General features: G+C 66.0%; 22 protein-coding genes. 12 read left to right on the top strand and 10 right to left on the bottom strand.

Annotation, left to right across the window (positions count from 1 at the left end):
* The first annotated feature begins 6 nt into the window (after positions 1 to 6).
* The 4 genes from paaB (at position 7) to paaE (ending at position 2886) form a co-directional block, all read left to right on the top strand.
* Positions 7 to 294, top strand: coding sequence for a 1,2-phenylacetyl-CoA epoxidase subunit PaaB (paaB, locus tag ACQR1I_RS23500; RefSeq protein ID WP_012043014.1), 288 nt, complete (start codon positions 7 to 9; stop codon positions 292 to 294).
* Between the two features lie 133 nt (positions 295 to 427).
* Positions 428 to 1204, top strand: a complete 777-nt coding sequence (gene paaC, locus ACQR1I_RS23495) for a 1,2-phenylacetyl-CoA epoxidase subunit PaaC (RefSeq protein ID WP_434868237.1) — start codon at positions 428 to 430, stop codon at positions 1202 to 1204.
* Positions 1198 to 1701 (top strand): 1,2-phenylacetyl-CoA epoxidase subunit PaaD, encoded by a 504-nt coding sequence (paaD, locus tag ACQR1I_RS23490; protein ID WP_434868238.1) that lies wholly within the window; start codon positions 1198 to 1200, stop codon positions 1699 to 1701. Before paaC ends, paaD begins: the two co-directional genes overlap by 7 nt.
* Before the next feature lie 105 nt (positions 1702 to 1806).
* On the top strand, positions 1807 to 2886 hold the full coding sequence (gene paaE / locus ACQR1I_RS23485) for a 1,2-phenylacetyl-CoA epoxidase subunit PaaE (RefSeq protein ID WP_434868239.1): 1080 nt from the start codon (positions 1807 to 1809) through the stop codon (positions 2884 to 2886).
* A 267-nt stretch (positions 2887 to 3153) separates the two neighbouring features.
* On the opposite strand, the gene paaK is transcribed toward paaE, so the two are convergent.
* Both paaK and paaI read right to left on the bottom strand, forming a co-directional pair.
* Positions 3154 to 4482 carry a phenylacetate--CoA ligase PaaK gene (gene paaK / locus ACQR1I_RS23480; RefSeq protein ID WP_434868240.1) on the bottom strand — a complete coding sequence of 443 codons (1329 nt, stop codon included), beginning with the start codon at positions 4480 to 4482 and terminating at the stop codon, positions 3154 to 3156.
* A 30-nt stretch (positions 4483 to 4512) separates the two neighbouring features.
* Positions 4513 to 4965 (bottom strand): hydroxyphenylacetyl-CoA thioesterase PaaI, encoded by a 453-nt coding sequence (gene paaI, locus ACQR1I_RS23475; RefSeq protein WP_434868241.1) that lies wholly within the window; start codon positions 4963 to 4965, stop codon positions 4513 to 4515.
* Positions 4966 to 5210: 245 nt separating this feature from the next.
* Between paaI and ACQR1I_RS23470 the strand changes: the two genes are divergently transcribed.
* On the top strand, positions 5211 to 6257 hold the full coding sequence (locus tag ACQR1I_RS23470) for a YeeE/YedE family protein (RefSeq protein ID WP_434868453.1): 1047 nt from the start codon (positions 5211 to 5213) through the stop codon (positions 6255 to 6257).
* Here the strand turns inward: ACQR1I_RS23470 and ACQR1I_RS23465 are convergent, their stop codons facing one another.
* The 5 genes from ACQR1I_RS23465 to ACQR1I_RS23445 form a co-directional block, all read right to left on the bottom strand.
* Positions 6258 to 7475 (bottom strand): bifunctional alpha/beta hydrolase/OsmC family protein, encoded by a 1218-nt coding sequence (locus ACQR1I_RS23465; protein WP_434868242.1) that lies wholly within the window; start codon positions 7473 to 7475, stop codon positions 6258 to 6260.
* A gap of 18 nt (positions 7476 to 7493) precedes the next feature.
* The gene (locus ACQR1I_RS23460) at positions 7494 to 8012 is read right to left on the bottom strand and encodes a hypothetical protein (protein ID WP_434868243.1); all 519 of its coding nucleotides are present in this window, start codon (positions 8010 to 8012) and stop codon (positions 7494 to 7496) included.
* A gap of 12 nt (positions 8013 to 8024) precedes the next feature.
* Positions 8025 to 8687, bottom strand: coding sequence for a sulfite oxidase-like oxidoreductase (locus tag ACQR1I_RS23455; protein ID WP_434868244.1), 663 nt, complete (start codon positions 8685 to 8687; stop codon positions 8025 to 8027).
* Positions 8688 to 8901: 214 nt separating this feature from the next.
* The gene (locus tag ACQR1I_RS23450; protein ID WP_434868245.1) at positions 8902 to 10326 is read right to left on the bottom strand and encodes an amidase; all 1425 of its coding nucleotides are present in this window, start codon (positions 10324 to 10326) and stop codon (positions 8902 to 8904) included.
* Positions 10327 to 10405: 79 nt separating this feature from the next.
* Positions 10406 to 11182, bottom strand: coding sequence for an SDR family oxidoreductase (locus ACQR1I_RS23445; RefSeq protein ID WP_434868246.1), 777 nt, complete (start codon positions 11180 to 11182; stop codon positions 10406 to 10408).
* Positions 11183 to 11351: 169 nt separating this feature from the next.
* On the opposite strand from ACQR1I_RS23445, the gene ACQR1I_RS23440 reads away from it, so the two are divergent.
* Positions 11352 to 12425: a tartrate dehydrogenase gene (locus ACQR1I_RS23440; RefSeq protein WP_434868247.1), complete on the top strand. Its 1074-nt coding sequence runs from the start codon at positions 11352 to 11354 to the stop codon at positions 12423 to 12425.
* Between the two features lie 285 nt (positions 12426 to 12710).
* On the opposite strand, the gene ACQR1I_RS23435 is transcribed toward ACQR1I_RS23440, so the two are convergent.
* The 3 genes from ACQR1I_RS23435 to ACQR1I_RS23425 form a co-directional block, all read right to left on the bottom strand.
* On the bottom strand, positions 12711 to 13622 hold the full coding sequence (locus ACQR1I_RS23435) for an NAD(P)-dependent oxidoreductase (RefSeq protein ID WP_434868248.1): 912 nt from the start codon (positions 13620 to 13622) through the stop codon (positions 12711 to 12713).
* Positions 13623 to 13843: 221 nt separating this feature from the next.
* The gene (locus ACQR1I_RS23430) at positions 13844 to 15094 is read right to left on the bottom strand and encodes a Zn-dependent hydrolase (protein WP_434868249.1); all 1251 of its coding nucleotides are present in this window, start codon (positions 15092 to 15094) and stop codon (positions 13844 to 13846) included.
* Positions 15091 to 16053 carry a LysR family transcriptional regulator gene (locus tag ACQR1I_RS23425; RefSeq protein WP_434868250.1) on the bottom strand — a complete coding sequence of 321 codons (963 nt, stop codon included), beginning with the start codon at positions 16051 to 16053 and terminating at the stop codon, positions 15091 to 15093. Before ACQR1I_RS23425 ends, ACQR1I_RS23430 begins: the two co-directional genes overlap by 4 nt.
* A gap of 113 nt (positions 16054 to 16166) precedes the next feature.
* On the opposite strand from ACQR1I_RS23425, the gene ACQR1I_RS23420 reads away from it, so the two are divergent.
* The 6 genes from ACQR1I_RS23420 (at position 16167) to ACQR1I_RS23395 (ending at position 21737) form a co-directional block, all read left to right on the top strand.
* Positions 16167 to 16985, top strand: coding sequence for a putative hydro-lyase (locus ACQR1I_RS23420; RefSeq protein WP_434868251.1), 819 nt, complete (start codon positions 16167 to 16169; stop codon positions 16983 to 16985).
* Positions 16986 to 17047: 62 nt separating this feature from the next.
* Entirely contained in the window at positions 17048 to 18292 is a 1245-nt protein-coding gene (locus ACQR1I_RS23415) for an ABC transporter substrate-binding protein (RefSeq protein ID WP_434868252.1), read from the top strand.
* A 146-nt stretch (positions 18293 to 18438) separates the two neighbouring features.
* Positions 18439 to 19317 (top strand): branched-chain amino acid ABC transporter permease, encoded by an 879-nt coding sequence (locus ACQR1I_RS23410; protein WP_434868253.1) that lies wholly within the window; start codon positions 18439 to 18441, stop codon positions 19315 to 19317.
* Entirely contained in the window at positions 19317 to 20321 is a 1005-nt protein-coding gene (locus tag ACQR1I_RS23405; protein WP_434868254.1) for a branched-chain amino acid ABC transporter permease, read from the top strand. Before ACQR1I_RS23410 ends, ACQR1I_RS23405 begins: the two co-directional genes overlap by 1 nt.
* Positions 20318 to 21049 carry an ABC transporter ATP-binding protein gene (locus ACQR1I_RS23400; protein WP_434868255.1) on the top strand — a complete coding sequence of 244 codons (732 nt, stop codon included), beginning with the start codon at positions 20318 to 20320 and terminating at the stop codon, positions 21047 to 21049. Before ACQR1I_RS23405 ends, ACQR1I_RS23400 begins: the two co-directional genes overlap by 4 nt.
* Entirely contained in the window at positions 21033 to 21737 is a 705-nt protein-coding gene (locus tag ACQR1I_RS23395) for an ABC transporter ATP-binding protein (protein ID WP_434868256.1), read from the top strand. Before ACQR1I_RS23400 ends, ACQR1I_RS23395 begins: the two co-directional genes overlap by 17 nt.
* The last annotated feature ends 28 nt before the right edge of the window (positions 21738 to 21765 follow it).

Genomic DNA, 21765 nt, shown 5'->3' with positions numbered 1-21765 from the left:
TCAGTGATGGCGACGCCGAACACGCCGTTGTGGGAGGTCTTCATCCGCAGCCGCAACGGGCTTGCGCACAAGCATTGCGGTTCGCTGCACGCGCCGGATGCGACCATGGCGCTGCAGGCCGCGCGCGACCTCTACACCCGCCGCGGCGAGGGCCTGTCGATCTGGGTGGTGCCGTCGAGCGCCATCACCGCGTCCGATCCCGCCGACAAGGCCATGATGTTCGAGCCGGCGGAGTCGAAGATCTATCGCCACCCGACGTTCTACGAGGTGCCCGAGGAAGTCGGGCATATGTGAGTACGTACGGCTGTCAGCCGTCGTCATTGCGAGCGCAGCGAAGCAATCCAGACTGCCTGCTCGGATGAATTTCTGGATTGCTTCGCTGCGCTCGCAATGACGGAGTTCGTGGCGAGCTGATCGGATCGCAACCATGACCGCACCCTCGATCACCGTCTCCGAAACGCCGCTGGTGCTGTATACGCTGCGCCGCGCCGACGATGCGTTGATCCTCGGCCATCGCCTCTCCGAATGGTGCGGGCATGCGCCGATGCTGGAAGAGGACATGGCGCTGTCGAACATGGCGCTCGACCTGATCGGCCAGGCGCGCGAGCTCTATGGCTACGCGGCCAAGGTCGAGGGCCGCGACAATGATGAGGACAAGCTCGCCTATCTGCGCGACGTCAGGCAGTACCGCAACCTGCTGCTGGTCGAGCGCCCCAATGGCGACTTCGCCCACACGATGGTGCGGCAGCTGTTCTACGCGGCGTTCGCGGATCTCTATTGGCGCGGCATGATGGGCTCGACCGATGCGACCTTGGCGGCGATCGCCGCCAAGTCGGAGAAGGAATGCGCCTATCACCTGCGCCATGCCAGCGAATGGGTGATCCGGCTCGGTGACGGCACCGATGAGAGCCACCGCCGCGCACAAGAGGCGGTGGATGATCTCTGGGCCTATACCGGTGAGATGTTCAGCGTCGACGCCCCCGAGCGCGGCCTGATCGACGCCGGCATCGCCATCGATCCGACGCGGCTGCTGCCGAAATGGCTGTCGATCGTGTCGCATGTCGCGCGCGAGGCAACTCTGACCCTGCCGGAAAACGAGTGGATGCAGCAGGGCGGTCGCGACGGGCGGCACAGCGAGCATCTCGGACATCTCCTCAGCGAGCTGCAATACATGCAGCGCAGCTTCCCCGGTGCGGCGTGGTAATCGCGGACACCAGTCCTGCGGAGCTGCGGCAGCGCGCCTGGACGGCGGCGGCTTCCGTGGCCGATCCGGAAATCCCGGTGCTGACGATCGATGACCTCGGCGTGCTGCGCGAGGTCGAAGTGGTCGGCGACCGCGTCGAGGTTGCGATCACGCCGACCTATTCGGGCTGCCCGGCCATGAACATGATCGCGCTGGAGATCGAGCTCGCGCTGGAGCGCGCCGGTTTCCGCGGGGCTCATGTGCGCACCGTGCTGTCGCCGGCCTGGACAACGGACTGGATGAGCGAGGAGGGCCGCCGCAAGCTCCGGGACTACGGCATCGCGCCGCCGCAGCCGTCGAGCGGACGGCGCGCGCTGTTCGGCGTCGCCGAGGTCGCGTGTCCGCAATGCGGATCCGTCGACACCGAGCAACTCGCGGAATTCGGCTCGACCTCCTGCAAGGCGCTGTGGCGATGCAAGGCATGCCGCGAGCCGTTCGACTACTTCAAGTGCCACTGATGCTACAAGCCGTCATTGCGAGCGTAGCGAAGCAATCCAGAGTCCCGTCCACAGCCCTGGATTGCTTCGTCGCTTCGCTCCTCGCAATGACGTGGGGATAGACCGATGTCCACAACGCCACGCTTTCACCGTCTCGCCGTTCGTGACCTGCGCCGTGAGGCGCCTGACGCAGTGTCGCTGACCTTTGCCATTCCAAGCGAGCTGGCGGCGGACTACCGGTTTGCGCCTGGGCAATATCTCACGCTCAAGACCACGCTCGGCGGCGAAGAGGTGCGGCGCTCCTATTCGATCTGCTCGGGGCCTGACGACAACGAGATCCGCATCGCCGTGAAGCGCGTCGATGGCGGCGCGTTTTCCAGCTTCGTCACCGACGAATTGAAGCGTGGCGACGCGATCGACGTGATGACGCCGACCGGGCGGTTCGGCGTCGCGCTCGACCCCGCGGCCGCGCGGACCCATGTCGGCTTCGCGGCCGGCTCGGGCATCACGCCGATCCTGTCGATCGTGAAAGCCGTGCTGGCGCGTGAGCCTGATAGCCGCTTCTTCCTGTTCTACGGCAACCGCACCACCGCGGGCATGCTGTTCCGCGAAGAGCTCGAGGAGCTGAAGGATAGCTTCCTCGACCGCCTCTCGGTGTTCCACGTCATCTCTGGCGAGGAGCAGGATCTGCCGATCCTGCACGGCCGCCTCGATGGCGAGAAGGTCCGCCTGCTGCTGCGCTCGCTGGTGCCGGCCGCAAGCGTCGACCACGTCTTCATCTGCGGCCCGACCGGCATGAGCGAGGAGATCGAGGCCGCCTGCCGCGCGCTCGGCATCCCCGACGACCGCGTTCATATCGAGCGCTTCGTCTCCGGCGCCGGGGGCAAGCCGCGGCCGAAGGCTGTCGTGCCGGACACTGCGCCACCGAAGGCGATCGCCGCCTTGATCATCGATGGCAAGCGGCGTGAAGTCCCGGTCGCCGAGGGCGAAGCCATCCTCGACGCCGCGCTGCGCGCCGGCGTCGATCTGCCGTTCGCCTGCAAAGGCGGCATGTGCTCCACCTGCCGCGCCAAGCTGGTCGAAGGCAAGGCCGAGATGGAGCTGAACTACTCGCTCGAGCCGTGGGAGCTGCAGGCCGGCTTCGTGCTGACGTGCCAGGCCAAGCCGGTGACGGAGCGGGTGGTGGTGGACTACGATCACGTGTGAGGCGGGCGCAACCCCGGATATCAGCTGCGGATCGAGTCTGACGTGAGCACGCTGTTTCGGCGGGCTCGGTGCACCTCGCCCCGCTTGCGGGGAGAGGTCGGATTGCATCGCAAGATGCAATCCGGGTGAGGGGGTACAGGTCTCACCACGCACACTTCCCGTGCGGCTGCCCCTCACCCCGACCCTCTCCCCGTGAAGAACGGGGCGAGGGAGCTCACCGCCGTTGCCGTGATAGCTCACCTCGGCCGAAGCAGATCGTCCACTGAATTAGCCCACCGGCCGCTTGTCCTTGATCCGCTTCGCCTTGCCGGCCGAGCGCTCCAGCGTGTCGGGTGGCACGGCCTTCACCTTTGCCGTCACGCCGATCGTGTTCTTGATGTGGATCGAGATGCGTTCGGCGTGCCCTTCGAGGCCGGTCTCGTCCCAATGTTCCGGGCGGGATTCGGCGTAGACCGTCAGCTCGTCCATGCGGCCTTCGCGCGTCAGCTCCAGCATGAAATGGCCGCCGCACCATTCGGTGGTCAGCAGGATCTCCTCGATCTGCGACGGGAACAGATTGACGCCGCGCAGGATGATCATGTCGTCGGAACGTCCGGTGACCTTCTCCATCCGCCGCATGCCCGGCCGCGCGGTGCCAGGCAGGAGCCGTGTCAGATCGCGGGTGCGATAGCGGATGACGGGGAAGGCCTCCTTGGTCAGCGAGGTGAACACCAGCTCGCCCATCTCGCCGTCGGGCAGCACACGGCCGGTGTCGGGATCGACGATCTCCGGATAGAAATGATCCTCCCAGATGTGCAGCCCGTCCTTGGTCTCCAGGCATTCCTGCGCCACACCGGGGCCCATCACCTCCGACAGGCCGTAGATGTCGGTCGCGTCCATCGCGAACGCGTCCTCGATCTCGGCGCGCATCGCATTGGTCCAGGGCTCGGCGCCGAAGATGCCGATCTTGAGCGAGCTCTGCCGCGGATCGAGGCCTTGGCGCTTGAACTCGTCGAGGATGGCCAGCATGTAGCTCGGCGTCACCGTGATGATGTCGGGGCGGAAGTCGTTGATCAGCTGCACCTGCCGCTCGGTCATGCCGCCGGAGATCGGCACCACGGTGCAGCCGAGCTGCTCGGCGCCGTAGTGAACGCCGAGACCGCCGGTGAACAGGCCATAGCCATAGGCATTGTGGATGATCATGCCGCTGCGCCCGCCGGCGGCACGGATCGAGCGCGCCATCACCGTGGACCACGTCGCGATATCGTTTCTTGTATAGCCGACCACGATCGGCTTGCCGGTGGTGCCGGAAGAGGCGTGAACGCGGACGAGTTGTTCGCGCGGCACGGCGAACATGTTGAAGGGATAATTGTCGCGCAGGTCGGTCTTCACCGTGAACGGGAATTTGGCGATGTCTGCCAGCTCGCGAAAATCCGATGGATGCACGCCGGCGGTGTCGAAGGCGCGGCGGTAATGGGCGACGTTGTCGTAGGCGTGCTTGAGCGACCAGGCGAGGCGCCTGGTCTGCAGCGCCACGATCTCGTCGCGCGAGGCGCGCTCGGCGTCGTCCATGTCGGGCACGTAGCTGCCGGTGGCGTGAGACTTGTTCGATGTCATGGCGTCGGGTCCTCCGGCAGGGACGAAAGGTCACATCGCATCGGGCGCGTCGGTCGACACCAGCGTGCCGCCGATGCTGCGGGAATGGCCGCGGAATTCGGCGATCACGGTATCGCCTGCGGTCACGCGGACGTCGTAGATGCCCGAGCGGCCGCTGCGCGACACTTCGATTGCGCGTGCCGTCATGACGTCGCCGAGCTTGCCCGGGCGGATGAAGCTGATGCTGCCCTGCGCCGCCACGGTGCGGTCGTTGTGCGAGTTGCAGGCAAATGCGAAGGCGGAATCGGCCAGCGTGAAGATGAAGCCGCCATGGGCGATGCCGTGGCCGTTGACCATGTGCGGCTGGACGGTCATCTGCAGGGTGGCGCGTCCCGGGCCGATCTCGGTGATCCGCATGCCCAGCCCCTGGCTGGCGCGATCATCCTGCCACATCGCGTCGGCACAGGCGCGGGCCAGCGCGTCCGGGGAAAGTGCGCCGCTCACGGGCGGGCCTCCAGCGGCGCGCAGGCGAGGGGCGGCGCATGAGGATGCGCTTGTGAAACCACGGCGTTCTCTCCCGCTGATGCTTGTTGGAACAAGCATTCTGAACTAGTTAAGCTCGATATCGTGGCGAATATTCCGCGCGCGTCAAGCGAAAGCAATGCGGACGCAAGCCCGCGAGCCGCCGCGCTTTTTCCGCAACCCAGAAGGACTCCTCGCGCGTGCCGGAAGCTGCTGATATGGCCGTGATGGCCGGTCTCGGGATTGGCGTGATCTATGGCGTGGTCGGGCTGCTGAGCGGATTCTGCATGATGAGCAGCCTGCGCGGCTGGTGGGCCGATGGCGACGGCCGTCTGGTCCGGACCTACGCCCTGGCGATGGGGATCGCGGTCATCGCGACGCAACTGCTGGCGTCCAACGGGATCGTCGATCTCGGCAAGTCGATCTATCTGCAGCCGACTTTTTCGGCGCCGCTGATGTTCGTCGGCGGCGTGCTGTTCGGCTACGGCATGGTGCTGGCCAATGGCTGCGGCTCGCGCGCGCTGGTGCTGCTCGGCCGCGGCAATCTGCGCTCCTTCGTGGTCGTGACGGTGCTGGCGATCGCAGCCGAGATGACCCTGAAGGGCCTGATCGCACCGCTGCGGATCGCGCTGCTGCAGGGCTCGCAGACGACGGCGACCGCGACGTCGTTTCCCGCGCTATTGTCGACCGGTGGCCTGCATGGCGCACCCGCGCGGCTGCTGCCGGCGCTGGCGCTCGGCGGCGCGTTGATCGTCTTCGCCTTCGCGCATGCCGGCTTCCGGCGCGCGCCGGGCCAGATGCTCGCGGGCCTCATCGTCGGCCTGCTGATCGCCGCTGGCTGGTTCGCGACCGGCTTTCTCGGCGCCGATGATTTCAACCCGGTGCCTGTGGCGTCGTTGACCTTCATCGCGCCGATCGCGGACGGCCTGCAATATGTGATGCTGTCGACCGGCTCGACCGTGAATTTCGGCATCGCGACCGTGGCCGGGGTGCTGGCCGGCAGCCTCATCACGGCCATCGTCACCCGCCGCTTCAAGCTCGAAGGTTTTCATTCGCCGCAGCACATGCTGCGATCGGCCGGCGGCGCCGCGCTGATGGGGATCGGCGGCGTCATGGCGCTGGGCTGCTCGGTCGGGCAGGGGCTGACGGGATTGTCGACCCTGGCACTGCCGTCGTTCGTGGCGATTGCCGGCATCTTCATCGGAACGGCGCTGGGCCTGCGCGGCGCGCTACGCGTCAGGCCGTTGCGCATCGAGGCGCAGCCGGCGCGCTGATCACTCCACCGCCCGCGTCACGATGCGGATCTCCGATGTCAAGGTCCGGTGCACCGGGCACTTGTCGGCGATCTCCATGAGCTTCTTGCGCTGTTCGTCATCGAGCGCGCCGTCCATGTGGATCTCGCGCTCGAGCTGATCGATCAGACCGGCCTTGGTCTCGCACTCCGCGCAGTCCTCCGCATGGATCTTGCTGTGGCGCAGGGTCACTGTGATCCGGTCGAGCGGCAGGAGCTTGCGGTCGGCATAGAGCCGCATCGTCATCGAGGTGCAGGCGCCGAGCGCCGCCAGCAGCAGGTCGTAGGGGCCCGGTCCGCTGTCCTGGCCGCCGACCGGCAGCGGCTCGTCGGCGGTGAGGCGATGCGGGCCGAGCGCGATGCTCTGCTGCAGCTTGCTCGATCGGGTCTCGCGCACGACCACGTCGCGCGGGCCATCCGCGGGCGCCGGCTCTGAATCCGCCGCTGCGACATAGCGGCTCGCCCAGCTCGCGATCACCTCGGCGATGTAGGCGGCATCTATCTTGCTGCTGATCAGATGATCGGCATGGTCGAGGGAGATGAAGCTCTTCGGATGCTTGGCGGCGACGAAGAGATGGGTCGCATTGTCGATGCCCACCGTGTCGTCGACCGGCGAGTGCATGATCAACAGTGCCTTGTGCAGGTGCTTGACCTTGTCGAGCAGGCGCTGCTCGGCGATGTCGTCGAGGAAGGCGCTGCTGATGCGGAACGGGCGCCCCGCGAGCGAGACCTCGGCCGAGCCGTCGCGGCGGATCGACTCGAGACTGTCCTTGAACATCGCGGTGACATGGCCGGGATCCGAGGGGGCCGCGATTGTCACGACGGCCTTTGCCTCGGGAATGTCGCCTGCCGCGGCCAGCACCGCGGCGCCGCCGAGGCTATGGCCGATCAGGATCGACGGTGCCTGGCTGGTCTCGCGCAGATGATCGGCGGCGCGGACGAGATCGGCGACGTTGGAGGAGAACGTGCTGTTGGCGAAGTCGCCCTCGCTGGAGCCGAGGCCGGTGAAGTCGAACCGCAGCACGGCGATGCCATGCGCGGTCAGCGCCATCGCGATGCGACGGGCCGCGTGGGTGTCCTTGCCGCAGGAGAAGCAATGCGCGAACAACGCAGTGGCGCGCGGTGCGCCGTCGGGCAGGTCGAGCGCCGCGGCAAGCTGCTCGCCACCGGCGCCTGCAAACTGGAAACGTTCGGTCGGCATGATCTGGTCCCCCAATGATCAGTCGCGCTCGGGCAGCAGCTCGATCTCCTGTTCGCCGCGCCGGATCGCTGTCGGCAGGTCTTGCGCGACGAGATCGGAAATCCATTGCACCAGCGCGGGAAGGCCTTCCTCCTTCGCGCGCCGGCGAAGGGGAGGCAAGTCGCGCTCGTGCGCGGTGCCGACCTTGATGTTGAGACGCTCATACGGAATGTCGCCGTCGGGCGGCCGATAGCGGGCATCGAAGAGACGCCTGCCGTGGCTGCGAACGAGGTGGATGCGAATGCCGCCGAGATCTCGTGCGGTCAGTGCGGCGAGGATGACGGAAGGCTTCAGAAGATACCCATAGCCCTTGGGGATCTTGCCGGTTTCCGAGGTGAACTCCATGCTGCATCTCTCGCAAGTTCGGATATCGCGATTACCGCGTATTGCTGCGGAAGCGATAACATGCAGTCCGTAGGGTGGGCAAAGCGAAGCGTGCCCACCATTCTCTTCCGTCGGCGAAAAACGGTGGGCACGACGCTGCGCGTCTTTGCCCACCCTACGGCTCCGTCAATCCGAATAGCGCTGCTCGGCCCAGGGATCGCCGCGGTTGTGATAGCCGCGGACTTCCCAATAGCCGGGCTTGTCGGCCTCGAGAAACTCGATGGCCTTCAGCCATTTCGCGCTCTTCCAGAAATACAGATGCGGCACGACGACGCGGACCGGGCCGCCATGCTCCCCGGTGATCGGCGCGCCGGACCAGCTGTGCGCGAGCAGCGCGTCTTCGGCGGCGAAATCCTCCAGCGTCAGGTTCGTGGTGTAGCCGTCATAGGAGTGCAGCACGACGAAATTGGCGGTGTCGCGCGGCCGGCAGGCGGCGAGCAGGTCGCGCGCGGCCAGCCCCTCCCATTGATTGTCGTAGCGCGACCAGGTCGTGACGCAATGGATGTCGGAGACGAACTGCCGCTGCTGCTGGGCGAGGAAGGCGGGCATGTCCCAGAACAGCGGATTTTCGACCGCGCCGTAGACGTCGAGCCGCCAGCGCTCCGATGTCACCGATGGCGTCAGCCCGAGATCCAGCACCGGCCAGTCGCGGGTGAGATGCTGGCCGGGCGGCAGGCGTTCATCCTCCGGCCGCACGATCCGGCCGGTCAGGAACTTGCCCTCGCGTGCCCAGCGCTCCTTGCTGCGGGTCAGCTTGCTCTCGGGCGGCAGCCCGGATTCGTCAGCCATCTCGGCACCTCGTCAGGTCGTGCGGGGCTTGCCGGAGGGCGAGCACACACGGTGCATGTCACTTGCTGCGAAAGAGAGACGCATCGTCTGGTCGATCATAGTGGAACGACATCTCGCGCCCAATGCCTTTGAAGCATGGGGATGATGGTCGCAGGCAATGTCCGGCGCATGGAACTGTACGTCTGGTCGATCATCCGCAGCGCTGGTGGCGTGGTCAGCCCTTCGGCGCGCGCGGGTCGATCGGGGTCGAGCTGGCGACACCGAGAACATCTTCCAGCACCTTGGCGCCTGCGAGCAGCCTGGCATCGGCGCGCGGGGCGGCGACCATCTGCAAGCCGACCGGCAGGCCCGAGGCGGTGAAGCCGCAGGGCAGCGACAGGGCAGGGCAGCAGGCCAGCGTGATCGCGTAGACGATGCCGAGCCACTGCACGTAGTTGTCGAACTTGTGCCCGGCGCATTCGGCGACGTAGCGGTTCTCGACCGGGAACGGCGGCACGATGGTGGCCGGCGCCAGCAGCAGGTCATAGGTCTCGAAGAACTTGACCGCGCGCGCGGTGATCGCCACGCGCTGCGCCTCGGCGCGCGCGATCTGCGCGACCGTGAGCTTCAGGCCTTCCTCGATGTTCCAGATCACCTCGGGCTTCAGCAGGTCGCGCTTGGTGCGCAGCAGCTCCTGCTTGCTCATCGCGAAGTCGAGTGCGCGCAACACGTGGAAGCATTCATGCGCCTCGCTGAAATCCGGATGCGCCTCCTCGACGATCACACCCAGCTCGGCGAAGCGCTGCGCCGCCTTGCGGGTGACGGCGATCACTTCGGGATCGACCGGCGTGATGCCGAGATCGGGCGAATAGGCAATGCGCACCGGCTTCTTGCCGGAACGTGCCGCGGCGAGGAACGAGGTCGCGGGCGAGGGCAGCGAGATCGGGTCGGCGGCGTGCTCGCCGCTCATGGCATCGAGCAGCAGCGCGAGATCCTCGACGGTGCGCGCCATCGGGCCCTGGACGCCGAGGTTGCGATCGACGGCGACCGCCGGGGTATGCGCGACGCGGCCGAAGCTCGGCCGCAGGCCGACGATGCCGCAGAAGCTCGCGGGATTGCGCAGCGAGCCGCCCATGTCCGAGCCGTGCGCCAGCCAGGCCATGCCGGTGGCAAGCGCAACGGCGGCGCCGCCGGAGGAGCCCGCGGCTGAGCGCGACGTGTCCCAGGGATTGAGCGTCGCGCCGAACACCTCGTTGAAGGTGTTGGCGCCGGCGCCGAATTCCGGCGTGTTCGACTTGGCGTAGATCACGCCGCCACTGCTCTCGAGATGCTCGACCATGAGGTCGGAGCGTTCCGGAATCCGGTCCTTGAAGATCGGCGAGCCCTGCGTGGTCAGCACGCCCTGGACGTCGGTGAGGTCCTTGATCGGGACGGGCAGTCCGGCCAGCAGCCCGCGTTCGGCGGCAGGCTTCTGCATCAGCGCCTTGGCGTGATCGCGCGCGCGGTCGAAGCAGAGCGTCGGCAGCGCATTGACCTTGTCGTCGACGGCCGCAATGCGCGCTTCCAGCGCATCCAGGCAATCGAGCGGCGTGATGTCGCCGGCCTTCAACTTGTCGACGACGGCGCAGGCGGTCTCGCGGATCAATCCCTGGTCGGCCAAAGCTTCGTTCTCCTGATGGCAAGCGTCCCGGCGCGAAATTGTAGATCACGTTTGCGGCGAGGTGGGAAGGTCGCGGCGCTCAACCCCACCCTGCGCTGATGCCGCCATCGACGGTATAGATCACGCCAGAGGTGTAGCCGGCCCGGTCCGAGGCCAGGAACGCCATCAGGTCGGCGATCTCACGCGGATGTGCCGGGCGGCCGAGCGGCAGGCCTTTCTGGAATTCTGTGTAGCGGCTCTCGTCGCCGAACTGCTGCTTGGCGCGGGTCTTCAGCAGGGTTACGTGACGGTCGGTGCCGACAGGGCCGGGATTGATGCCGACGACGCGGATGTTGTCGGCGAGGCTCCTGGAGCCGAGCGCGCGAGTGAACGCCATCAGCGCCGCATTGCCGGCGCTGCCGCAGATGTAGTTGGCGTCGAACTTTTCGCCGGCCGCGCCGATGTCGTTGATGATGACGCCCGCGCCGCGCACCTTCATCTGGGCGTAGACCAGCCGCGCCAGGTTGATGAAGCCGAACACCTTCAGGTCCCAGGCGTGCCGCCACGTCGCTTCGTCGATCCTGTCGATCGGGCCGCCCGGAATGTCGCCGGCATTGTTGACGAGGATATCGATGTCGCTGGCCTCCTGCGCGAGCCGTGTGACGTCCTCGGACTTGCGCAGGTCGACCACATGCGCCGCTGCATCGATCTGGTGCTTCGACCTGAGCTGCTCGACCAGCGCCGACAGCCGGTCGGCGCTGCGCGCGGCGAGCCGGACATGGCAGCCTTCCTCGGCAAAGGCCTCGGCGGCTGCGGCGCCGATGCCCTTGGAGGCGCCGGTGATGAGAACGCGCTTGCCGCGCAGGTGAAGGTCCATGGCAACTCTCGCTGAATGGGAGGAGACCGGATTGTCTTGTGCGATTGTCTTGCGCGTCAGCCATGCGGTCAATCCCGCACCGCAGCGTTGCGCTTGCCCCTGGTTTGGTCCATTCAGGCGATCGACGATTTCGGCCGGGACAACCGGCGACAATGTGAGGATCCGCTCGATGAGCAAGAAGCCCTATCGCATCGCAGTCATTCCCGGCGACGGCATCGGCAAGGAGGTCATGCCCGAGGGCATTCGCGTCATCGAGCAGGCCGCCAAGAAGCACGGCGTTGCGGTGCAGTTCGATCATTTCGACTTCTCGAGCTACGACTATTACGAGAAGCACGGCCAGATGATGCCTGATGATTGGAAGACGCAGATCGGCAGCCATGACGCGATCTATTTCGGTGCCGTCGGCTGGCCGGCCAAGATCGCCGACCACGTCTCGCTGTGGGGCTCGCTGATCAAGTTCCGCCGCGAGTTCGATCAGTATGTCAATCTGCGCCCCGTGCGCCTGATGCCGGGCGTGCCGTGCCCGCTGGCGAACCGCAAGCCGGGCGACATCGATTTCTGGGTGGTGCGCGAGAACACGGAAGGCGAGTATTCCTCCGTCGGCGGCCGCATGTTCCCGGACACCGACCGCGAGTTCGTGACGCAGCAGACGGTGATGACCCGCACCGGCGTCGACCGCATCCTGAAGTTCGCCTTCGAACTCGCGCAGTCGCGGCCGAAGAAGCACCTGACCTCGGCGACGAAGTCGAACGGCATCTCGATCACGATGCCGTATTGGGACGAGCGCGTCGAGGCGATGGCGAAGAACTATCCCGGCGTGAAGTGGGACAAGTACCACATCGACATCCTCACTGCGAACTTCGTGCTGCATCCGGACTGGTTCGACGTCGTCGTCGGCTCCAATCTGTTCGGGGATATTCTGTCCGATCTAGGACCTGCCTGCACCGGTACCATCGGCATCGCCCCGTCCGGCAACATCAACCCGGAGCGCAATTTCCCGTCGGTGTTCGAGCCGGTGCACGGCTCGGCGCCCGATATCGCCGGGCAGGGGATTGCCAACCCGATCGGCATGATCTGGTCGGGCGCGATGATGCTGGAGCACCTCGGCGAGAAGACCGCGGCGCAGTCGATCGTCGGCGCGATCGAGCGCACGCTGGCTGAACGCACGCTGCGCACGCGCGATCTGGGCGGCAATGCCGATACCACGGCCTGCGGCAAGGCCGTCGCGGAGATGGTGGATTAGCCGCTGTAATTTGTAAGATGTCGCCCCGGCGAAAGCCGGGGCCCATAACCACCGGCCGCCATTGTGGCTACCGGTCTCTGCCACCGTCCGCTCTCGATAAATCACGCGGTATGGATCCCGGCGCCGCGTGCGCAATTGCGCACTAGGCCGGGACGACAGTGGTGTGTGAGGCCACAGCTCGTCCAACACCGTCATTGCGAGGAGCACAGCGACGAAGCAATCCAGGGTCGTCGCGGGACTCTGGATTGCTTCGCTTCGCTCGCAATGACGGAGATGAGATCGTGGCTACGACTTCGCCACCCTGCGGCAGTGCTCCCACGCGGCGTGGATCAGGTTCTCGCTCGCTTCCGGCGTGCGGAAGGCGGAGTGGGCTGACAGCGTCACGTTGGGGATTGTGGTCAGCAGGTGTCCCGCCGGTAGCGGCTCGGTGTTGAAGACGTCGAGGCCGGCGTGGCGGATGTGGCCCGAGCGGAGAGCGTCGATCATCGCGGTCTCGTCGACGATGGCGGCGCGGGCGGTGTTCACGAAGATCACACCCTTGCGCATCTGCGCGATGCGCTCGCGCGACAGGAAGCCGCGGGTCTCGTCGTTGAGCAGGAGATGCAGCGACACGACGTGGCTCTCTTTGAGCAGCGTATCGAGATCGACGAACGCCACGCCCGGATGGCTCTTCGGCGAGCGGTTCCAGGCGATCACCTTCATGCCGCTGCCAGAGGCGATGCGCGCGACTTCCGCCGCGATGCCGCCGAAGCCGATCAGGCCGAGGGTCTTGCCGGTCAGCTGCATGCCGTCGTCGCGCAGCCAGTTGCCGGCGCGCATCTCGCGGTCCATCTGCGCGAGCCCGCGGGCGGAGGCCCACATCAGCGCGATCGCCGCTTCCGCCACCGCCGTATCGCCATAGCCCTTGATCAGGTGCACGGTGATGCCGAGCTCGGCCAGCTCCTCCGGGTTCATGTAGCTGCGCGCGCCGGTGCCGAGGAACACGACGTGCTTGAGGTTCTTGCACTGCTTCGCGACGTCGGTCGGGAGTGCGGTGTGATCGACTACTCCGATCTCGGCACCATCGAGGATGGCAGGCCAATCCTCCGCCTTGATGTCGGGATCGAGATGCACGCGCATCTCGGGATCGCCGGCTTTGCGCTGGCGCTCGAAGATCTCGGCAAGCGAGTCGTTGGCGTCGATGAAAACTCCGCGCACGGGGTGTCTCCTTAGTTTGGGCCGAGCTGATGCCGCGACGGAGGTGTGCTCCCTCCCCCCTTGCGGGGGAGGGTCGGGGAGGGGGTGCCCCGGGCGAGACTGCCCGTGTGGACCCCCACCCCCGACCCCTCCCCGCAGGGGGGAGGGGAGACCAGCGTGGCCGCGTGATTTAGATCAGGGATTGTAGTTGATAGTAGGATTGAGTGAGAACTATCACCCCATCACGACGCCACACCAGCCAGCGACAGCACCGTGTGCAGCAGCACGTTCGTGCCCGCCGCGCAGTCGGATTGGGTGGCGTCCTCCAGTTCGTTGTGGCTGATGCCGTCCTTGCAGGGCACGAACACCATCGCGGCGGGCATGATGGTGTTGAGGTTGCAGGCGTCGTGGCCGGCGCCGGAGGTGATGCGCCGGTGGGAATAGCCGAGCGTGCCGGCGGCGCGTTCGACTGCGTCGACCAGCCTGGGATCGAAATGCGTCGGCGGCTTGCGCCAGACCTGGTCGATCGCGATGTCGACGCGGCGCTTCTTCGCAATCTCGCTTGCCGCAGCACGCAGGCTGGCATCGAGCGCCTCCAGGGTATCGGCGTTGGCGCTGCGGCAGTCGATGGTGAAGGCGATCTCGCCGGGAATGACGTTGCGCGAGGGATTGGCGATCACGGCCTCGCCGATCGTGGCCACCGCGTTCGGCCCGAGCTTGAGCGCGATCTGCTCCAGGGTCAGCGCGAACTCCGACAGCGCCAGCAGCGCGTCGCGGCGCAATGGCATTGGCGTCGAGCCGGCATGGCTCTCGAAGCCCGTGACCTTGCCGTCGTACCAGAACACGCCCTGGCCGTGATCGACCACGCCGATGGTCTTGTTCTCGGCCTCCAGGATCGGACCCTGCTCGATATGCAGCTCGACGAAGCCTGAGAATTTCTGCGTGCCGACCTTGGTCTCGCCGCGATAGCCGATGCCGTCCAGCGCCTGGCCGACCGTCGTGCCTTCAGCATCCTTGCGCGACAAAATGTCCTCGACGGTGAAGTCGCCGACATAGGCCGCCGACGCCATCATCGCCGGCGCAAAGCGCGAGCCTTCCTCATTGGTCCAGTTGACGATGCATAGCGGCGCGTCGGTCTCGACGCCGGCGTCGTTGAGCGTGCGGATCACCTCCAGCGCGCCGAGCGTCCCGAGGATGCCATCGAACTTGCCGCCCGTCGGCTGGGTGTCGAGATGGGAGCCGAGCCCGACCGGGGCCTTCGACATGTCGCGCCCCTTGCGCAGAGCGAACATCGAGCCGAGCGTGTCGACATGGACCTCCAGCCCGGCGTCCTCGCATGCTTTCCGGAACCAGTCGCGGACCTGCTTGTCCTCCTGGCCCAGGGTCAGCCGGCGCACGCCGCCCTTTGGCGTGGCGCCGAATTTCGCCGTCTCGTGGATGCTGTCCCAGAGGCGGGCGGAATCGATCTGCAGATTGGTGACGGCGCGGCTCATGCTTGAAATCCCTGTACTCCGGCATCCTGTCCATCGCGCGATGCGGCGATCGCGTCAACCGATGCCGCGGGATGGCTGGCCGTCTGCGCCGTCCGGGCTGCAAGCTCGGCGACGCGCTCGATCGCAACCATCTCGGGCGACGACAGCCAGCTCGCGGTGAAGGTCAGCGGCGGAATCCGCAGGTCCGTTTTCAGCTCCTGGAGCCTTCCGGTCGCAAGCTCATTGGCGACGATCGCCGCGGGAATGACGGCGACGCCGAGGCCCTCGATCGCCATGTGGATCACGGTCGCCAGCGAGGCGCTGGCATGCAGCCGCATCGGCGGCAGATGCGGCCGGTGGAACAGCGAGCGGACGTTGTCATAGGGCTGCGTCTTGCGCGGAAACGTGATGATCGGAAACCGCGCCATCTGCTCGGCGGTGACGAGGCCATCGCCGAAGCCGAGGGCAGGGCTGGCGAGGAAGCTGATCGGATAATCGCAAAGCACGCGGCTGCGGATCCCGGAGGCCGATGGCGAGCCGAGCGCGAAGGCGAGCTCGATCTCCTGCGCCAGCAGCCGCGCGTGCAGGTTCGGCGTGACGTCGACTTCGATCTCCAGCGACAGGTTCGGGTGGCTCTCGTTGACGCTCTTGATCAGCCGCGGCAGCCAGTCGTGCACGATGGTTTCGGCGACGCCGAGCCGGAGCACGCCGCGCATCGCCGAGCGGTCGCCGACTTCCGCCAGCATCTCCGCGCGCAGGCCGATCAGCTTCTCGGCATAGACCAGCATCTGGCGGCCGCTGGCGGTCGGCGACGCCACGCGATGGTCGCGGTTGAGCAGCTTGACGCCGAGCTCGCGCTCGAGCTGGGCGATGCGCTGGGAAATGGCCGGCTGGGTGGTGTTGAGGCGCTGAGCGGCGCCACGAAAGCTGCCGAGCTTGACCACCCACAGGAAGGTCTCGATGGAACGGAAATCCAGCATTGGCCCCGCCTCGGATCAATTTGTTTTATCGATCCTGATTAAAAACGAAGATTAGACTTTATAGCATGGCTGATGTTCATTGAGTTTGTCGAGATATTAGGCAAGCGGCTCACATGACTGTTTCTGCGGCACTGCAGCAACCGACCGGCGAGACGGGTCTTCTCCCCAGCCATCAGGCCCGCCTGGATTATCGCACCGGCAAGGGCTGGAGCACGGCCGGCGTCGCCAACGGCTTCGTGCAAGGCAATCTGGCGATCATTCCCGAGAAATATGCCGGAGCTTTTCACCGCTTCTGCCAGCTCAATCCCAAGCCGTGTCCGATCATCGGCATGTCCGATCCTGGTGATCCTCACATTCCGGCACTCGGCGCCGATCTCGACATCCGCACCGACGTGCCGCGCTATCGCATCTGGGGCGACGGCGAGATGGTCGAGGAGCCGACCGACCTGATGTCGCATTGGCGCGACGACCTCGTCACCTTCGTGCTCGGCTGCTCGTTCTCGTTCGAAGAGGCGTTGATGGCCGACGGCCTGCCGATCCGCCACATCGAGCAGGGCTGCCGCGTGCCGATGTATCGCACCAACATCGCCTGCACGCCGTCCGGGCCGTTCGCCGGTCCGATGGTGGTGTCGATGCGCCCGTTCAAGCCGGCACAGGCGATCCGTGCGGTGCAGATCACGACGCGCTTTCCGGCCGTGCACGGCGCGCCGGTGCATCTCGGCCTTCCCGCGCAGATCGGCATCGCTGACATCAACAAGCCGGACTATGGCGATCCCGTGCCGGTCGCCGCCGACGAGATCCCGGTGTTCTGGGCCTGCGGTGTGACGCCGCAGGCCGTCGTCGCCGCCGCCAAGCTGCCGTTCGCCATCACCCACGCGCCGGGCCTGATGCTGATCACCGATCTCAAGAACAAGGACCTCGCCGTTCTCTAACGTGTCGCCGGACAGCTCGCAGCCTTCATCGCTCTCAGTCGTCTACCCCAGAGGATATCGCCATGACCATCACGCGCCGTAACGTCCTGCTTGGAGCCACTGCCGCCGCCGCGCTCGGCCCGATCGCCGCCCGCGCCCAGACCTCGGAAGTGAAGATCGGCATCATCTATCCGTTCTCGGGCGCGAGCGCCCAGATCGGCGTCGACGCGCAGCGCGCGTTCGAGACCGCGGCCGAGCTCATCAACGGCAAGTACGATTTCGACCTTCCGCTCGCCCGCACCGAGGGCCTGCCGGGCCTCGGCGGCGCCAAGATCAAGCTGGTGTTCGCCGATCACCAGGCCGACCCGCAGAAGGGCCGCGCCGAGGCCGAGCGCCTGATCACGCAGGAGAAGGTCTCCGCCATCATCGGCTCCTATCAGAGCGCCGTCGCGGTCACCGCGAGCCAGAGCTGCGAGCGCTACCAGATCCCGTATCTCTCCGCCGACAACTCCTCGCCCAGCCTGCATCGCAAGGGCCTGAAGTACTATTTCCGCGCCGCGCCGCATGACGAGATGTTCTCGCAGGCGATGTTCGACTTCTTCGACGCGATGAAGAAGAAGGGCACCAAGATCGAGACGCTCGCGCTGTTCCACGAGGACACCATCTTCGGCACCGATTCCAGCAACGCCCAGCTCAAGCTCGCCCAGGAGCGCGGCTACAAGGTCGTCGCCGACATCAAGTACCGCGCCAACTCGCCGTCGCTGTCGGCCGAGGTGCAGCAGCTCAAGGCTGCCAATGCCGACGTGCTGATGCCGTCGAGCTACACCACCGACGGCATCCTGCTGGTCAAGACCATGGCCGAGCTCGGCTACAAGCCGAACGCGATCGTCGCCCAGGACGCCGGCTTCTCGGAGAAGGCGCTGTACGACGCCGTCGGCGACAAGCTCGAAGGCGTCATCTCACGCGGCTCGTTCTCGCTCGACCTCGCCGCCAAGCGGCCGATGGTCGGCAAGATCAACGACATGTTCAAGGCCAAGTCGGGCAAGGACTTCAACGATTATTCGTCGCGCCAGTTCATGGGCCTGATCGTGATGGCCGATGCCATCAACCGCGCCAAGTCCGTCGACGGCGAGAAGATCCGCGACGCGCTGGCCGCGACCGATATGCCGGGCGATCAGACCATCATGCCGTGGAAGCGGGTGAAGTTCGACGAGAGCGGCCAGAACAACGACGCCGATCCGGTGCTGCTGCAATATGTCGGCGGCAAGTTCGTCACCATCTTCCCGACCCAGGCCGCCGTGGCCGAAGCCAGCTGGCCGATGAAATAAGCATCTCCGGCCCGAGGGCGGGAAACCATGGCGGAGCATCTGTCGTGCTCCGTCATTGCGAGGAGCGTAGCGACGAAGCAATCCAGGGGCCGCAGAGAAGGTCTGGATTGCTTCGCTTCGCTCGCAATGACGGGGGAGCAAGTGAAGTGACAGCAGAAACAATCATTCAAAGTCTCGCCAGCGGCCTGTTGATGGGGCTGCTCTACGGCCTGATCGCCGTAGGCCTGGCGCTCATCTTCGGCCTGATGGACGTCGTAAACTTCGCCCATGGCGAATTCCTGATGATCGCGATGTACGCGACGTTCTTCCTGTTCGCTTATCTCGCGCTCGACCCGTTGCTGGCAGCGCCGCTGGTCGCCGCCGCGCTGTTCGTCTTCGGTGCGGTGGTCTACCTGCTGATCGTGAGATTTGCGGTCAGGGCGAAGGCCAACACCGGCATGGTGCAGATCTTCTCCACCTTCGGTCTTGCGGTGCTGATGCGCGGCGTCGCGCAGTACTTCTTCACCCCTGACTATCGCAGCATCCCGCACTCCTGGTTGGGCGGCAAGACGATCTCGATCGCCGGCATCTATCTGCCGCAGCCGCAACTGGTCGGCGCGCTGATCGCGATCGCGGCCTTCGCGGGGCTGTACTTCTTCATCCACCGCACCGATTTCGGTCGGGCGCTGGAGGCGACGCGCGAGGATGCAGGCGCAGTGGCGCTGGTCGGCATCGACAAGAACAAGGTGTTCGCACTCGGCTGGGGCCTCGGCGCTGCGCTGGTCGGTCTCGCCGGCGCGGTCATGGCGATCTTCTTCTACGTCTTCCCCGATGTCGGCGCCTCCTTTGCCACCATCGCCTATGTCACGGTGGCGCTCGGCGGCTTCGGCAGCGTCTTCGGCGCCTTCGCCGGCGGCATCGTGGTCGGTCTCGTCGAGGCCGTCACCACCCTGATCCTGCCGCCGTCGCTGAAGGCCGTCGGCATCTACGGCGTCTACCTGCTCGTCGTTTTCGTCCGCCCGCGCGGCCTTTTCGGATCAATCTGATGGACAAGGCATTCAATCAACATCGCCGACGGGACCTCATCGTCGCGGCCGGTCTGGCGTTCCTCACTGCGCTGCTGCCGCTGGTCGTCACCAACGGCTACTATCAGGAGCTCATGGTGATGACGCTGCTCTATGTCGCGTTGTCACAGAGCTGGAACATCCTGTCCGGCTATTGCGGCCAGATCTCGCTCGGCCATGCGCTGTATTTCGGCGTCGGCGCCTACACGACGACGCTGCTGTTCACCAAGTTCGGCGTGCTGCCCTGGTTCGGAATGCCGGTCGGCGGCGTGCTGTCAGCTGTGATCGCGATGGCGCTCGGCTATCCGTGCTTCCGGCTCCGCGGGCATTACTTCGTCATCGCCACCATCGTCATCGCCGAGATCGTCCTGCTGCTGATCCAGAACTGGGAATGGGCGGGCGCGGCCATGGGCATCGACATCACGCCGGGAGCCAAAGGCTGGGCAACGCTCCAGTTCGGGCGCGACAAGGTGCCTTACTTCTATTTCGCGCTCGGGCTCAGCTGTGTCGCGTGGCTGGCCACCTGGTGGCTGGCGGATTCCAAGTGGGGCTATTGGTGGCGCGCGGTGAAGGACAATCCGGAGGCCGCAGAGAGCCTGGGCGTCGTAGTGTTCAATTCCAAGATGGGCGCGGCGGCGGTGTCCTCGTTCCTGGTTGCGGTCGGCGGCGGCTTCTTCTCGCAGTTCGTCGCCTATATCTCGCCCGAGAGCGTGATGGGCTTCCAGGTCTCGCTGCTGATGGCGCTCCCGGCCGTGCTCGGCGGCATCGGAACGCTGTGGGGCCCGCCATTGGGCGCCGTGATCCTGATCCCGCTCACCACGCTCACCAACTCCTATATCGGCGGCTCCGGCCGCGGCGTGGACCTGATCGTCTATGGCGGCCTGATCATCGCGATCTCGCTGGCGCGGCCGCAAGGGCTCGTCAGCCTGTTCTCCCGCAAGCCGAAGCCGGCCGCTCAGCCGGTGCGAGAGGCGGTGGCGTCATGACCGCTTTGTTGGAAACCCGCAACATCACCCAGCGCTTCTCCGGCCTGACGGCGAATTCCGACGTCTCGATCTCGGTCGGGCGCGGCGAGATCGTCGGCCTGATCGGTCCGAACGGCGCCGGCAAGTCGACCCTGTTCAACCTGATCGCTGGCGCGTTCAAGCCGACCGAGGGCCAGATCATCTTCGACGGCGAGGACGTCACGGCATTGCCGGCAGCCGAGCGCTGCCAGCGCGGCATCGGACGCACCTTCCAGGTCGTGAAGAGTTTCGAGAGCATGACGGTGATCGAGAACGTCATCGTCGGAGCGCTGGTGCGCACCACCAACATGGGCGAGGCCCGTCGCAAGGCGCGTGAGGTGCTGGAATTCTGTGGCCTCGTCGCCCGCGCCGATGTGCTGGCGAGCGATCTCGTGCCGTCGGAAAAGCGGCGGCTCGAGGTGGCCCGCGCGCTCGCGACGGAGCCGAAGTTGCTGCTGCTCGACGAGGTCTTGACCGGCCTCACGCCGGTCGAATCGCAGAAGGGCGTCGAGCTCGTCCGGCGCGTGCGCGACACCGGCATCACCGTGCTGATGGTCGAGCATGTCATGGAGATCGTGATGCCGCTGGTCGACCGCGCCATCGTACTCGATCTCGGCAAGGTGCTGATCGAAGGCAAGCCTGCGGACGTCGTCCGTGATCCCAAAGTCATTTCCGCCTATCTTGGAGACCGCCATGCTGTCGGTGCGTGACGTCACCACCGCCTATCAGGGCCTGGTTGCGATCTCGAACGTTTCGATCGACGTCGAGAAGGGCGAGATCGTCTGCGTCGCCGGCGCCAACGGCGCCGGCAAGTCGACGCTTTTGAAGTCGATCGCGGGCGCGGAGCGGCCGCGCGCCGGCTCCGTCACCTTCGACGGCAACCGCATCGACGGCATGGCGCAGCATCTGATCACGGCGAAGGGCATTGCCTACGTGCCGGAGAACCGCCGGCTGTTTCCGCGGCTCTCGGTGCGCGATAACTTACGGCTCGGCAGCTATCTCTATCGCAGCGAAGCCAATCGCGAGGGGCCGCTGGAGTTCGTCTTCAAGCTGTTCCCCCGGCTGTCGGAGCGACTCGAACAGCGCGCCGAGACCTTGTCCGGCGGGGAGCAGCAGATGCTGGCGATCGGCCGCGCGCTGATGACCCGGCCGCGGCTCTTGATGCTCGATGAGCCGTCGCAGGGCATCATGCCAAAGCTGGTCGACGAGATCTTCCAGGCCGTCAAGCGCATTCGCGACGTCGGCATGACCGTGCTGATCGTCGAACAGCGCATGGCGGAGTGCCTGGAGATCGCGGATCGGGCGTACATTTTGCAGACGGGGCGCGTGCTCATGCAGGGCACGGCGGCGGAGATCAGCGGCAACAAGGACGTGCGCAAGGCGTATCTGGGGCTTTGAGGCGATGCCTCGTCGGGTGCGCAAAGCG

It is taken from the genome of Bradyrhizobium sp. HKCCYLS2038 (genome assembly GCF_051167655.1).
In the GTDB taxonomy this organism is placed as follows: domain Bacteria; phylum Pseudomonadota; class Alphaproteobacteria; order Rhizobiales; family Xanthobacteraceae; genus Bradyrhizobium.
The sequence above is the reverse complement of the archived record's forward strand: the minus strand, read 5'-3'. Positions and strand labels throughout refer to the sequence as shown.

Bases quoted from the DNA above. Each gene is read 5' to 3' on its own strand.
- paaB (WP_012043014.1), top strand. From the start codon at position 7: ATGGCGACGCCGAACACGCCGTTGTGGGAGGTCTTCATCCGCAGCCGC.
- paaC (WP_434868237.1), top strand. From the start codon at position 428: ATGACCGCACCCTCGATCACCGTCTCCGAAACGCCGCTGGTGCTGTAT.
- paaE (WP_434868239.1), top strand. From the start codon at position 1,807: ATGTCCACAACGCCACGCTTTCACCGTCTCGCCGTTCGTGACCTGCGC.
- paaK (WP_434868240.1), bottom strand. From the start codon at position 4,482: ATGACATCGAACAAGTCTCACGCCACCGGCAGCTACGTGCCCGACATG.
- ACQR1I_RS23470 (WP_434868453.1), top strand. From the start codon at position 5,211: ATGGCCGGTCTCGGGATTGGCGTGATCTATGGCGTGGTCGGGCTGCTG.
- ACQR1I_RS23465 (WP_434868242.1), bottom strand. From the start codon at position 7,475: ATGCCGACCGAACGTTTCCAGTTTGCAGGCGCCGGTGGCGAGCAGCTT.
- ACQR1I_RS23455 (WP_434868244.1), bottom strand. From the start codon at position 8,687: ATGGCTGACGAATCCGGGCTGCCGCCCGAGAGCAAGCTGACCCGCAGC.
- ACQR1I_RS23445 (WP_434868246.1), bottom strand. From the start codon at position 11,182: ATGGACCTTCACCTGCGCGGCAAGCGCGTTCTCATCACCGGCGCCTCC.
- ACQR1I_RS23440 (WP_434868247.1), top strand. From the start codon at position 11,352: ATGAGCAAGAAGCCCTATCGCATCGCAGTCATTCCCGGCGACGGCATC.
- ACQR1I_RS23430 (WP_434868249.1), bottom strand. From the start codon at position 15,094: ATGAGCCGCGCCGTCACCAATCTGCAGATCGATTCCGCCCGCCTCTGG.
- ACQR1I_RS23425 (WP_434868250.1), bottom strand. From the start codon at position 16,053: ATGCTGGATTTCCGTTCCATCGAGACCTTCCTGTGGGTGGTCAAGCTC.
- ACQR1I_RS23420 (WP_434868251.1), top strand. From the start codon at position 16,167: ATGACTGTTTCTGCGGCACTGCAGCAACCGACCGGCGAGACGGGTCTT.
- ACQR1I_RS23415 (WP_434868252.1), top strand. From the start codon at position 17,048: ATGACCATCACGCGCCGTAACGTCCTGCTTGGAGCCACTGCCGCCGCC.
- ACQR1I_RS23405 (WP_434868254.1), top strand. From the start codon at position 19,317: ATGGACAAGGCATTCAATCAACATCGCCGACGGGACCTCATCGTCGCG.
- ACQR1I_RS23400 (WP_434868255.1), top strand. From the start codon at position 20,318: ATGACCGCTTTGTTGGAAACCCGCAACATCACCCAGCGCTTCTCCGGC.
- ACQR1I_RS23395 (WP_434868256.1), top strand. From the start codon at position 21,033: ATGCTGTCGGTGCGTGACGTCACCACCGCCTATCAGGGCCTGGTTGCG.